Below are 11,723 nucleotides of genomic sequence, written 5' to 3'. Positions count from 1 at the left end.
CTGTTTTCAAGTCTTGCTATCGGAGTTGCCCATGAGCGCCGTCAATCGCGCAGCGGTGGAAGCCGTCCTTCGCCAGTACACCGACCCTTACCTGAACCAGGACCCGGTCAGCGCCGGATGCGTGCGGGCCCTCGATATCCAGGGCGATCGCGTCACTGTCCATTTGGAAATCGGCTACGCCGCCGATCTGTTCAAGAAGGGTTGGGCGCAAATGCTGCAAATGGCCATCGAGGGCCTGGACGGTGTCACGGCCGCCAAGGTCGAAGTGACCAGCGTCATTGCCGCTCACAAGGCCCAGGCCCAAGTGCCTGGACTTGCGAACGTCAAGAATGTCATCGCGGTCGCCTCGGGCAAGGGCGGCGTGGGCAAGTCCACCACTGCCGCCAACCTGGCGCTGGCGCTTGCCCGTGAAGGTGCGAAGGTCGGGATTCTCGATGCGGATATCTATGGTCCGAGCCAGGGCATCATGTTTGGCATCGCCGAGGGTACTCGCCCACAGATAAAAGATCAGAAATGGTTCGTGCCGATCCAGTCACACGGCGTGGAAGTCATGTCCATGGCGTTCCTGACCGATGACAACACCCCCATGGTCTGGCGCGGGCCGATGGTGTCCGGCGCCTTGTTGCAGTTGGTCACGCAAACCGCCTGGGGCGACCTGGATTACCTGGTCATCGACATGCCGCCAGGCACCGGCGATATTCAGCTGACCCTGGCACAGAAAGTCCCGGTGGCCGGCGCGGTGATCGTCACCACGCCCCAGGACCTGGCCTTGCTGGATGCGCGAAAAGGCGTGGAGATGTTCCGCAAGGTGAACATCCCGGTGCTGGGCGTGGTGGAGAACATGGCCGTGCACATTTGCTCGAACTGCGGGCACGCCGAGCATCTGTTCGGTGAAGGCGGTGGGGAAAAACTGGCAACCCAGTACGGCGTCGAACTGCTGGCCTCGCTGCCGTTGTCGATGGTGATCCGCGAACAGGCAGACGGTGGCAAGCCAACCGTCATCGCCGAACCGGACAGCCAGATCGCCATGGTCTACCAGGAGCTGGCTCGCCACGTCGGCGCGCGGATCGTATTGCAGGAAGCCGCGTCGCCTGTGATGCCGAACATCACCGTCAGCGACGATTGATAGAGTGAAACCCTATCCACTGTGGGAGCGAGCCTGCTCGCGATAGCGGTCTGACATCCAACATTGATGCAAGCTGACCCGGCGCCATCGCGAGCAAGCTCGCTCCCACATTTTGCTAGGCGGTGGGTTTAGATCCGCATTCCACCATCCATCTCCAGGATCCGACCGGTGTAGTAGTCGTTTTCGAAGATGTAGGCCGCCGAATGCGCGATCTCCTCAGGCTTGCCCATGCGCTTGAGCGGGATCACCGAAGTCATTCGTTCCAAGGCCTCTGGTTTCATGCCCAGGGTCATTTCGGTTTCGATGAACCCCGGTGCGATGCCCGCCACACGGATGCCGTAGCGCGCCAGTTCCTTGGCCCAGGTCACGGTGGCAGCGGCCACGCCGGCCTTGGCGGCCGAGTAGTTGGTCTGGCCGATGTTGCCGGCGCGGGAGATCGACGAGATATTGATGATCGCGCCGCTGTTCTTCAGCTCGACCATCTTGGCCGCCACTTCACGGGTGCACAGGAACACACCTGTAAGGTTCACGTCGATCACGGCCTGCCACTGGGCCAGGCTCATCTTGGTCATTTCGCCGTCCTTGACCTTGAGCAACAGGCCATCGCGCAGGATGCCAGCGTTATTGATCAGCCCATGGATCGCGCCGAAGTCCTGCGCAACGCGGGCCACCATGTCGATCACCTGGTCTTCATTGGCGACGTTGCACAAGTAGGCGCGAGCCTCGACGCCCTTGGCGGCGCAGGCGGCGACCGCTTGGTCGAGTTTCTCCTGATTGAGGTCGACCAGCGCCAGCTTCGCGCCCTTGCCGGCGAAATACTCGGCCATGGAACGCCCCAGGCCCTGGCAACCGCCAGTGATAATGATTACTTTGTCAGTGAGTTGCATTCTCATGTCCAGATGGCGCAGCGGTGGAGGGACTGTTTAGGTAGCGCTCGATTTGCGGGTTTGGCCCGGCTGCAAGCGAGACAGTCCAGAGGTGTCGGAACATTACTCCACTCGCCTGATCGTTTTCTAGACGGATTTCATTAAAGGAGTCATAAATTGAGCGTCGAAGCAGCCAAGCATGCCCGGGAACTGTTGCTCAAGGAGTACCGTGGAGTGCTTTCCACCCATTCCAAATCCATGCCCGGCTTTCCGTTCGGCTCCGTGGTCCCCTATTGCCTGGACGACCAGGGCCGGCCGCTGGTCTTGATCAGCCGTATCGCCCAGCACACTCACAACCTGCAAAAAGACCCCAAGTGTTCCATGCTGGTGGGCGAGCGGGGCGCTGAGGATGTACAGGCCGTGGGGCGCCTGACCTACCTGGCCGAGGCCCGTAAACTCGCAGATAGCGTTGCCATCGATGCCGCCGCCGAGCGTTATTACCGCTACTTTCCCGAGTCGCAGAACTATCACAAGGCCCATGACTTCGACTTCTGGGTGCTCGATCCGGTGCGCCATCGCTACATCGGGGGTTTCGGCGCCATTCACTGGATCGATCAGGTAACCCTCTCCAACCCGTTCGCCGGCAAGGCTGAAACCAGCATGATCGACCATATGAACGCTGATCACGCCAAGGCCATCGCCCATTACGTGGAGTTGAGCGGCCTGCCGAAAAACGAACCGGCGCGTTTGGTCGGCATCGACAGCGAAGGTATGCACCTGCGCATCGGACAAGGACTGTATTGGCTGGCGTTTCCGAACCCTTGCAACACGCCGACACAAGTGCGCGAAGCCTTGGTTTATCTGGCTCACGCCGAGCAATGGCCAAAAAATGCCGAGGTCGATGCTTGAATTCACGAAAGGGCGACGTCATTTAGGTTTTCATAGCAAGGTCTTCTTGCGTTGAGGAACCCTTTGATGCGCCCATTTTTATTGCTCTTTCTGCTGTTCCCGGTGTTGGAGCTGTTCGTATTCGTCAAGGTCAGCGGTGCGATCGGGTTTTTCCCGGCGCTGTTGCTGGTCATTCTCGGCTCGATGCTCGGGGTCTTCGTGTTGCGCATCGCCGGCCTCGCCACGGCGTTGCGTGCCCGTGAAAGCCTGAACCGTGGCGAGCTGCCTGCGCAGACCATGCTCGAAGGACTGATGCTGGCCTTGGGTGGCGGCCTGTTGATCCTGCCTGGTTTTATCAGCGACGTGCTGGGCCTGGTCATGTTGTTGCCGTTCACCCGCCGCTTGCTCGCCAACAAGATGCGCCAGCGTGCCGAAGAGCAGGCGATGCGCCAGCGAGCGTTCGCCGATGATCTTCAGTCCCGGGGCGGCCCGGCCCCCAGGGAGCCCGTAGGTCGCGAGCCGAACGTGATCGAAGGCGAATTCGAACATCGCGATCCCAAGTGACCCTTCAATCAACTTTCCCAAGCAACTATCGAGCAGCACGGCACCTTCGGGTGCCGTGTCCGTTTGAGCCTTCGTAAAGCAAAAATTTTCATTGCCGCCCCTTGTAATCGACTTGCACGCCCTTATGTATGGGTCACCGCAAGGTTTCCGGTGGCGACACTGGACAGACTTCCGCGGTTCGCTTGACGAACCGCACCCCGGCTCCGCCGGCTTTTGTTAAACCCGCCGGGACTACACCGGCCGATGAAAACCAAAATTAGGAGAGATCGACAATGAAGCTTCGTCCTCTGCATGACCGCGTCGTCATCCGTCGCAGCGAAGAAGAGAAGAAAACCGCTGGCGGTATCGTCCTGCCAGGTTCGGCTGCTGAAAAAGCCAACCACGGTGAAGTTCTCGCTGTAGGTCCAGGCAAGGCACTGGAAAACGGTGAAGTACGTGCGCCGGCCGTGAAAGTGGGTGACAAGGTTGTGTTTGGCCCTTACTCCGGCAGCAACACTGTGAAAGTCGACGGCGAAGACCTGTTGGTCATGAGCGAGAACGAAATCCTCGCTGTTCTCGAAGGCTGATTTCCCCGCTCATTTTCCCGCTACTACAAAGTATTTAAGGAATATCGATCATGGCTGCTAAAGAAGTTAAATTCGGCGATTCCGCCCGCAAGAAAATGCTCGCCGGTGTCAACGTCCTGGCTGACGCAGTAAAAGCGACCCTGGGCCCGAAAGGCCGTAACGTGATCATCGAGAAGAGCTTCGGCGCTCCGACCATCACCAAGGACGGCGTTTCCGTAGCCAAGGAAATCGAGCTCAAGGACCGCTTCGAAAACATGGGCGCGCAACTGGTCAAAGACGTTGCCTCCCGTGCCAACGATGACGCTGGTGACGGTACCACCACCGCGACCGTACTGGCCCAGTCGATCGTCAACGAAGGCCTGAAAGCCGTCGCTGCCGGCATGAACCCGATGGACCTCAAGCGCGGCATCGACAAGGCGACCATCGCCATCGTCAAGGAACTGAAGGGTCTGGCCAAGCCTTGCGCTGACTCCAAGGCGATCGCCCAGGTTGGTACCATTTCCGCCAACTCCGACAACTCCATCGGCGACATCATTGCCGAAGCCATGGAAAAAGTCGGCAAGGAAGGCGTGATCACCGTTGAAGAAGGCTCGGGCCTGGAAAACGAACTGTCGGTTGTAGAAGGCATGCAGTTCGACCGTGGCTACCTGTCCCCGTACTTCGTCAACAAGCCAGATACCATGGTTGCCGAGCTGGACAGCCCGCTGATCCTGCTGGTCGACAAGAAGATCTCCAACATCCGCGAAATGCTGCCAGTGCTGGAAGCCGTTGCCAAAGCCGGCCGCCCACTGCTGATCGTGGCTGAAGACGTCGAAGGCGAAGCCCTGGCGACTCTGGTTGTGAACAACATGCGTGGCATCGTCAAGGTTGCAGCCGTCAAGGCTCCAGGCTTCGGCGACCGTCGCAAGGCCATGCTGCAGGACATCGCCGTTCTGACCGGCGGTACCGTTATCTCCGAAGAGATCGGCCTGAGCCTGGAAAGCACCACCCTTGAGCACCTGGGTAACGCCAAGCGCGTGATCCTGTCCAAGGAAAACACCACCGTGATCGACGGTGCTGGCAACGATGCCGACATCCAGGCTCGTGTGACCCAGATCCGTGCACAAGTGGCCGAGACCTCGTCCGACTACGACCGTGAAAAACTGCAAGAGCGTCTGGCCAAACTGTCCGGCGGCGTTGCGGTGATCAAGGTTGGCGCCGGTTCCGAAGTTGAAATGAAAGAGAAGAAAGCCCGCGTTGAAGACGCCCTGCACGCAACCCGCGCAGCCGTTGAAGAAGGCGTGGTACCTGGCGGCGGCGTGGCACTGGTTCGTGCTCTGCAAGCCATCAGCGAGCTGAAAGGCGACAACGACGACCAGAACGTCGGTATCCAACTGCTGCGTCGCGCTGTCGAAGCACCTCTGCGTCAGATCGTTGCGAACTCCGGCGACGAGCCAAGCGTAGTGGTCGACAAGGTCAAGCAGGGTTCGGGTAACTACGGTTACAACGCTGCTACCGGCGAATATGGCGACATGATCGAAATGGGTATCCTGGACCCAGCCAAAGTGACTCGTTCGGCTCTGCAAGCGGCTTCGTCGATTGCCAGCCTGATGATCACCACCGAGGCGATGATCGCTGAAATCAAGGAAGACGCTCCAGCTGGCGGCGGCATGCCAGACATGGGCGGCATGGGTGGCATGGGCGGCATGATGTAAGCCAGCCTTACCCCTGTAGCGAAAAACCCCGCCTGCGAAAGCAAGCGGGGTTTTTTATTGCCTTGGATTTTGGCGCGGGGGCGCATTTTTCCTTGGGGGGACCTGTGGGAGCGAGCTTGCTCGCGATGACGGTACATCAGTGCCAGATATGGAAACTGACACACCGCAATCGCGAGCAAGCTCGCTTGTATGGTAGGGCTTGAAGGGAGGAGGAGGGACAAGGCTCGATTCTGACTGTTCGCGCAGTACAGACCGTGGGAGATTTCACCCCTCCTCCTTTCACCCAAGCGCCGATAAAGAATGCATCTGGCCTAGACCGACGATAGGAACAAGCCTGCGCCTCTGGGTGAACCCTTCAAGTGTTCAAACCTTAGCGCGGAGGATTTTCAATGGCAATGCCGGTTTCTGTCGCAAAGCCGATCGTGGGGGTTGATGTCGCCAAAGATGAGTTGGTGATTTATCACGCAGAAACAGATCGACTGGAAGCGATCCCCAACACCAAAGCTGCGATCAAGAAGTGGCTCAAGGAATTGCCTGCGCCAGTGGATGTCGCCATCGAGGCCACCAATATCTATCACCAGGACTTCGCCGACCTGGCTTATGCGCAGGGCTGTGTGATCTACATGATCGGCGGCTACGAACTCAGCCATTACCGCAAAGGTGTGAAAGTTCGCGCCAAAACCGATGCGCTGGATGCTCGGTTGTTGGCTCGCTACTTGAACAACGAAGGCCACCAGTTGCACCCGTGGACCCCGCCATCGCCCCTGTATTGCCGGCTTATAAGCCTTTTCCGGCGCCGGGCAGCCTTGGTTCAGGCGCGTGTCAGCCTCAAGCAAAGTTGGTCGAACGAACCGTTGCTCAAAACGGCCTTTGAGAACCAGATAAAGGCCATGCAGCGACTGGAAATCTTGCTTGAGAAAACAATCCAGACGCAATTGGATGCAGCCGGTCTGGGCAGTCAGCTCAAGCGCTGCATGAAAGTCGAAGGAATCGGGCTGTTGAGCGGTGCGCGTTTACTTACGTCGTTTCAGCGTGGAGATTTCAGAAATGCCGATGCCTTCATCGCTTTTCTAGGGCTGGACCTGCGCATATCGGACTCGGGAAAAAAGAAGGGACGCCGCTGCCTGTCTAAGCGAGGTGACCCGGAGGCGCGCCGATTGATGCACAACGCCGCGATGTCGGCGAGCCGCACAGCGGCGTGGAAGGGTTTTTATGGGGCTCTGCGGGCTCGAGGGCTAAGCACAACCGAAGCATTAGTGGCACTGGCCCGCAAGCTTGCCCGAGTGGTATTCGCTCTGTTGAAGAACCAGAGCGAATACTTACCAAAAGGCATCTAAGGGCTAGCCATGCACCATAGAATCTCCCACAGGGTTATTCCATGCTCAGGCGTTAGCGGGTTGGTTCAGCGCTGCGCGATCAGCCATGGCAGCCGGTCGATACAGCACGAAGTAGTAACACCCCAGGCAGATCAGCCAACAGAACACCGCTGTCCACACGTTATGGGAGAAAAAATGCGCCCCTTGCATCATCCGACCCACGGAGAAAACGGTGCCCAGTGCGAAGGCAAATACCAGTGATTGACGGGCCAGGCGGGGACGGCGGTCGCGTAATACGAAGAACAGCGCAAACAGCGTGAACCCCGTTGCGGCATGTCCGCCGGGCCAGCAACGGCCGGGCTTGTCAGTGGCCGGGCGCGGGCTCAGCAATTCACTGTAGGTTTCCTTGCCGCCAAACTCCTTCAGGCTCCAAGGGCACTGCACCGCCGTCACGGCCTTCAGCGGCGTGACAAACGCCGTTGCCAGCGCTAGCGATAAGACCAGGCAACCGAGTTCACGCTTGAACGGTGTGAGGCGATCGACAAAAAACGAAGCGATGAACCCCGCGACCGCCAGGATGCAGAAGACGATGACCATCTGCTTGGCCCGGTCGTGCAGGATGTCTTCGAGAAAAAAACTATGCCGTCCGATGAATCCGCCCTCGGCCGCACTGTAAAAAAGCCTGGCAAGGTCCATGTCAAGCGTAGTCAGTTCCAGCACCACCAGGATCAGCGCAACAACTACAGGCACCCCCAGCGCGATTCCGAAATTCAATGGCCTTGAAACAGGGCGAAGGCTAGCGCAAACCATGGACAGTACCTTTTGTGGATGTTCTTGAGCAGCAGGTTGCGCCCAGTCTCGTCCGCGTCGCGTTGGGCAGGCGTGAATGCGGGGTGAAAAACTCGTCAATGCCCCAACCCCCGCCGAGACAACCCTAGCCGCGGAACACGCTTGGCCTTAAGCTGCGCGGGCCACGACGATTGCCTACGTGTGCAGGAGAGATGCCCATGCGAATTCTATTGGTCGAAGACAACCGCGACATCCTGGCCAACCTGGCCGATTACCTGGGACTCAAGGGTTATACCGTCGATTGTGCCCAGGATGGTTTGTCGGGTTTGCACCTGGCCGCGACCGAGCACTACGACCTGATCGTGCTCGACATCATGCTGCCAGGCATCGATGGCTACACCTTGTGCAAGCGCCTGCGTGAAGACGCCCGGCGTGATACGCCGGTGATCATGCTCACCGCGCGGGACCAACTGGACGACCGCCTGCAGGGATTCAAGTCCGGGGCTGACGATTACCTGGTCAAGCCTTTTGCGTTGTCGGAGCTGGCCGCGCGGATCGAAGCGGTGATGCGTCGGGCCCAGGGTGGCGGGCGTCGCGCGTTGCAGGTCGGCGACCTGAGCTACGACCTCGACACGTTGGAAGTGACCCGTGAGGGCCGGTTGCTCAAGCTCAACCCCGTTGGCCTCAAGTTGCTCGCGGTACTGATGCAGAAAAGCCCCCACGTGCTGCGCCGGGAAATCCTCGAAGAAGCCCTGTGGGGCGATGATTGCCCGGACAGCGACAGCCTGCGCAGCCACGTCCACCAACTGCGCCAGGTGATCGACAAACCGTTCGAGAAACCACTGCTGCACACGGTGCATGGCGTCGGTTACCGCTTGGCCGAGGGCCGGGATGGAGTTTAAGCAGAGCCTTGCCCAACGGATCATCATCGCGTTCGCCTTGATGAGCGCGTTGGTGGCGGGCGCATTTGCCCTGGGCATCGTGGCAACCGTTCACCTGGTGGAGGAAAAACTGATTTCCGCCGGCCTTGGCGGTGACCTGCAACGTCTGCTGCTGATGGACAGCGTCTCCGACTGGAGCCATCGGCCTGAACCCGATCAGTTGTTCTATTTCAGCGGCGGTCCGGGTGACTTCGAGTTGCCCAAGGACCTGCGTCACCTGGATCGGGGGTTTCATGAAGTGTTTCGTGAGCAACTGTCCTACCACGCGATGGTGGAAATCGTTGACGGTCGCCATTACGTATTGTTGCAAGACCAGAGCGATTTCGAGGAACGCGAACGGGTACTGTTCGCCGTGGTGTTGGTGGGCTTCGTGCTCAGCCTGGCGCTGGCGGTATTCCTCGGATGGGTGCTGGCACGTCGAGTGATGGCACCTGTGGTGCGTCTGGCCCGCCAAGTGCGGCATCGCGACCAGCTCCTTGGACTTGCCCCGCCGCTCGCGCCGGACTATGCCGCCGACGAAGTGGGCGAGCTGGCCGTGGCGTTCGACGCTACGTTGGGCCGATTGCGCCAAGCCTTGACCCGTGAACGTTTGTTCACCAGCGACGTCAGCCATGAATTGCGCACGCCGTTGATGGTCCTGGCCACGTCTTGCGAATTGCTGTTGGAAAACCCGGCGCTTGACCAGCGGGGGCGTACCCAGGTTGAACGCATCAACCGGGCCAGTGAGGAGATGCGTGAGTTGGTGCAGACCTTCCTCATGCTTGCCCGGGCCCAGCGCGAAGACAATGGAATCTCCCCTCGGTCGACCCTTGGACAGGTAGCGGACAACCTGCTCGGTGTCTGGCGCGCGCCAATCGAGTCCAAAGGTTTGACGTTGATCTTCGAGCCCGGGCAAACGGCCGATACGCTGTACAACGCCACATTCCTGACCGCCGTCATGGGCAACTTGCTGCGTAATGCCTTGCATTACACCGACCAGGGGTTTATCCGCGTCTCCCTGACGGTCACTGGGTTCATGGTCGAGGACAGCGGCGTGGGCATCCCCGAAGAGAAGCGCGAGGCGATGTTCGAGCCATTCGTGCGAGGTAATGAAAAGCGTGGCGAGGGCTTGGGGCTGGGCCTTTCGCTGGTACAGCGAATCTGCGAGGACCAGGGCTGGACAGTGAGCCTCAGTACGATGGAGCCCAACGGTTGCCGTTTCGAGGTGGAGCTGAATCCAAAGGGTTGAAGTGCGTCCCGGAAAAGCCTTGAAATGATTCGCTCAGATCCATGACGGTTTTTTCACGAGGCGATGACACATCTGTTCATAGGCTGGGCCCATCAATAACGGAGGGGCCCCCATGTCCAAAGCCATCAAGCTGGATTTTTCCGAAAAGTACGACGAGCAACACGCCAGGCAATATTTCCACAAACACCGCAGCGGGTTCAGCCGCCGCCTCTCCAATCGGCGCGACCAGCAACTGGCGCGCCGCGCCTTGGCCCTGGCCGGTGACCCTGGCCTGGTACTGGACCTTCCCTGTGGCGCCGGACGTTTCTGGCCCTTGTTGGCCGAGAAATCGAACCGGGTCATCATCGGCGCGGACAATTCCGCAGCCATGCTGCAAACCGCAATGAGCGTCCAACCCGCCGATGTCGTAAAACGGGTACAACCTTTGCACACTTCTGCGTTCGACATCGCCTTGCCTGATAACGCCGTTGACAGCATTTTCTGCATGCGTTTGTTGCACCACATCGGTGAACCCGCGCATCGCCTGGCAATCCTGCGTGAATTCGGGCGTGTCAGCCGCGACAGCGTCATCGTTTCATTGTGGGTCGATGGCAATTTCAAGGCTTGGAAACGCAAGCGTCTTGAGCGAACCCGTGGGCAGAAAGACTACCAGAACCGATTTGTGTTACCGGTTGCTACAGTGGAGGCCGAATTTCGACAAGCTGGCTTCCGCATCCAGGAACAACTGGATTTCCTACCGCTCTATGCCATGTGGCGAGTTTATGTATTACGCAAGGGGTAATGGGCATGGTTGTACAAGCAGTAGAAGCCCCGGCGGCTTCTCGCAGTTGCTTTGATCATTTTTGGAATCAAAGGGGTGACTGGGTAGAGGAACCCAACACGCGGCGGGGCGGTGAAAGCGGTGTGCAACGGATCAACGACGGCGACGGATTGCTCTATTCCAAGCGCCAGACCGGCCATATCTACCGCAGCTTGTTGCACCCCTTCGGCCGTCCGACTGTCTTGCGCGAAGAGCGAGCCTTGGTGGCCCTGACAGAACTCAATGTCACGGTGCCTCAGGTGGTTTTCTGCGGTGCGCAGAGGGACCCGGTACATAAATGGCGCGCGCTGTTGGTTACCCAAGCGTTGGACGGTTTCGAGGAAATCGAACAATGGTACGCCGCGGGTGGGCGCGACCGTCATGGCGAGGCGGTGCATGACCGTATCCTCCAGGCGTTGGCCGAAAACCTGGCTCGCATGCACAAAGGGCGATGGCAGCATGGCTGTCTTTATATCAAGCACGTATTCGTGCGTGTAACCGGGGAGGGCGAGTCGGCCAAGGCTGAAATCGCACTGCTGGACCTGGAAAAATGCCGTCAACGCCTGACTGCCCGCAGCGCGGCCGCCCATGACATGAGGCAGCTGCGGCGCCATTCGTCGTTCCACGATGGCGACTGGAAAAAACTCGTCTACTTTTATACAACGGCGTTTGGCAGCGCTATCAAAGGTTTATAGCGATGAAAGTAGAAATTGCTAGAGGTTTGTTCTTGATCGGAGCCCTGGCAGTTACGTCAATGGCGGTGGCGGTATGGGAACAGCCGCGCTCGCAGATTCTCAGTGCCTCCACGGTGGGCGCCCATTGCCCTGTGCCTCGGATTGCCAAGGCCAGCGAGGCGATCCAACCGGACAACGATCTACTGTTGTTCATGTTTGGCCTGTCTCAAGGCATGAAGCCGCAGAGTTGAGTTTCATGACTTAAAACAAAG

13 protein-coding genes are annotated in these 11,723 nt (G+C 59.0%); 11 read left to right on the top strand and 2 right to left on the bottom strand.

Translation table 11 applies throughout. The annotated features are described in order from the left end of the window. Positions 1-31 precede the first annotated feature (31 nt). A complete protein-coding gene (gene apbC / locus M1D68_RS19400) occupies positions 32-1,126 on the top strand; it encodes an iron-sulfur cluster carrier protein ApbC (protein ID WP_420765211.1) in 1,095 nt (364 codons plus the stop codon). Positions 1,127-1,254: 128 nt separating this feature from the next. Here apbC and M1D68_RS19395 read toward each other — a convergent pair whose 3' ends face one another. Further along, complete coding sequence (locus M1D68_RS19395; protein ID WP_434560281.1) at positions 1,255-2,013, bottom strand: SDR family oxidoreductase; 759 nt, start codon at positions 2,011-2,013, stop codon at positions 1,255-1,257. A 156-nt stretch (positions 2,014-2,169) separates the two neighbouring features. On the opposite strand from M1D68_RS19395, the gene M1D68_RS19390 reads away from it, so the two are divergent. The 5 genes from M1D68_RS19390 to M1D68_RS19370 all read left to right on the top strand — a co-directional run bounded on the left by M1D68_RS19390 (position 2,170) and on the right by M1D68_RS19370 (position 7,041). Continuing rightward, the gene (locus tag M1D68_RS19390) at positions 2,170-2,901 is read left to right on the top strand and encodes a HugZ family pyridoxamine 5'-phosphate oxidase (protein WP_457968053.1); all 732 of its coding nucleotides are present in this window, start codon (positions 2,170-2,172) and stop codon (positions 2,899-2,901) included. 66 nt (positions 2,902-2,967) lie between these two features. Further along, on the top strand, positions 2,968-3,444 hold the full coding sequence (locus M1D68_RS19385) for an FxsA family protein (protein WP_420765208.1): 477 nt from the start codon (positions 2,968-2,970) through the stop codon (positions 3,442-3,444). 272 nt (positions 3,445-3,716) lie between these two features. Then, positions 3,717-4,010 (top strand): co-chaperone GroES, encoded by a 294-nt coding sequence (locus M1D68_RS19380; RefSeq protein ID WP_039591772.1) that lies wholly within the window; start codon positions 3,717-3,719, stop codon positions 4,008-4,010. A 50-nt stretch (positions 4,011-4,060) separates the two neighbouring features. Beyond that, a complete protein-coding gene (gene groL / locus M1D68_RS19375) occupies positions 4,061-5,704 on the top strand; it encodes a chaperonin GroEL (RefSeq protein ID WP_030142514.1) in 1,644 nt (547 codons plus the stop codon). A gap of 389 nt (positions 5,705-6,093) precedes the next feature. Continuing rightward, positions 6,094-7,041 (top strand): IS110 family transposase, encoded by a 948-nt coding sequence (locus M1D68_RS19370; RefSeq protein ID WP_445570990.1) that lies wholly within the window; start codon positions 6,094-6,096, stop codon positions 7,039-7,041. Between the two features lie 45 nt (positions 7,042-7,086). On the opposite strand, the gene M1D68_RS19365 is transcribed toward M1D68_RS19370, so the two are convergent. Further along, on the bottom strand, positions 7,087-7,830 hold the full coding sequence (locus M1D68_RS19365) for a phosphatase PAP2 family protein (protein ID WP_434607391.1): 744 nt from the start codon (positions 7,828-7,830) through the stop codon (positions 7,087-7,089). Between the two features lie 197 nt (positions 7,831-8,027). Between M1D68_RS19365 and colR the strand changes: the two genes are divergently transcribed. The 5 genes from colR (at position 8,028) to M1D68_RS19340 (ending at position 11,702) form a co-directional block, all read left to right on the top strand. Further along, complete coding sequence (gene colR / locus M1D68_RS19360) at positions 8,028-8,711, top strand: two-component system response regulator ColR (RefSeq protein WP_039591775.1); 684 nt, start codon at positions 8,028-8,030, stop codon at positions 8,709-8,711. Further along, entirely contained in the window at positions 8,701-9,978 is a 1,278-nt protein-coding gene (locus tag M1D68_RS19355) for a sensor histidine kinase (RefSeq protein ID WP_420765205.1), read from the top strand. The genes colR and M1D68_RS19355 overlap by 11 nt, the downstream gene beginning before the upstream one ends. A gap of 112 nt (positions 9,979-10,090) precedes the next feature. Further along, complete coding sequence (locus M1D68_RS19350) at positions 10,091-10,759, top strand: class I SAM-dependent methyltransferase (RefSeq protein WP_420765204.1); 669 nt, start codon at positions 10,091-10,093, stop codon at positions 10,757-10,759. Positions 10,760-10,764: 5 nt separating this feature from the next. After that, a complete protein-coding gene (locus M1D68_RS19345) occupies positions 10,765-11,472 on the top strand; it encodes a lipopolysaccharide kinase InaA family protein (RefSeq protein WP_457968052.1) in 708 nt (235 codons plus the stop codon). Positions 11,473-11,474: 2 nt separating this feature from the next. Then, positions 11,475-11,702: a hypothetical protein gene (locus M1D68_RS19340; protein ID WP_420765202.1), complete on the top strand. Its 228-nt coding sequence runs from the start codon at positions 11,475-11,477 to the stop codon at positions 11,700-11,702. Positions 11,703-11,723 lie beyond the last annotated feature (21 nt).

It is taken from the genome of Pseudomonas sp. R4-84, from assembly GCF_054130985.1.
This window is presented reverse-complemented; position numbering and strand designations above follow the sequence as displayed.

Bases quoted from the DNA above. Each gene is read 5' to 3' on its own strand.
- apbC (WP_420765211.1), top strand. From the start codon at position 32: ATGAGCGCCGTCAATCGCGCAGCGGTGGAAGCCGTCCTTCGCCAGTAC.
- M1D68_RS19395 (WP_434560281.1), bottom strand. From the start codon at position 2,013: ATGCAACTCACTGACAAAGTAATCATTATCACTGGCGGTTGCCAGGGC.
- M1D68_RS19385 (WP_420765208.1), top strand. From the start codon at position 2,968: ATGCGCCCATTTTTATTGCTCTTTCTGCTGTTCCCGGTGTTGGAGCTG.
- M1D68_RS19380 (WP_039591772.1), top strand. From the start codon at position 3,717: ATGAAGCTTCGTCCTCTGCATGACCGCGTCGTCATCCGTCGCAGCGAA.
- groL (WP_030142514.1), top strand. From the start codon at position 4,061: ATGGCTGCTAAAGAAGTTAAATTCGGCGATTCCGCCCGCAAGAAAATG.
- M1D68_RS19370 (WP_445570990.1), top strand. From the start codon at position 6,094: ATGGCAATGCCGGTTTCTGTCGCAAAGCCGATCGTGGGGGTTGATGTC.
- M1D68_RS19365 (WP_434607391.1), bottom strand. From the start codon at position 7,830: ATGGTTTGCGCTAGCCTTCGCCCTGTTTCAAGGCCATTGAATTTCGGA.
- colR (WP_039591775.1), top strand. From the start codon at position 8,028: ATGCGAATTCTATTGGTCGAAGACAACCGCGACATCCTGGCCAACCTG.
- M1D68_RS19355 (WP_420765205.1), top strand. From the start codon at position 8,701: ATGGAGTTTAAGCAGAGCCTTGCCCAACGGATCATCATCGCGTTCGCC.
- M1D68_RS19350 (WP_420765204.1), top strand. From the start codon at position 10,091: ATGTCCAAAGCCATCAAGCTGGATTTTTCCGAAAAGTACGACGAGCAA.
- M1D68_RS19345 (WP_457968052.1), top strand. From the start codon at position 10,765: ATGGTTGTACAAGCAGTAGAAGCCCCGGCGGCTTCTCGCAGTTGCTTT.
- M1D68_RS19340 (WP_420765202.1), top strand. From the start codon at position 11,475: ATGAAAGTAGAAATTGCTAGAGGTTTGTTCTTGATCGGAGCCCTGGCA.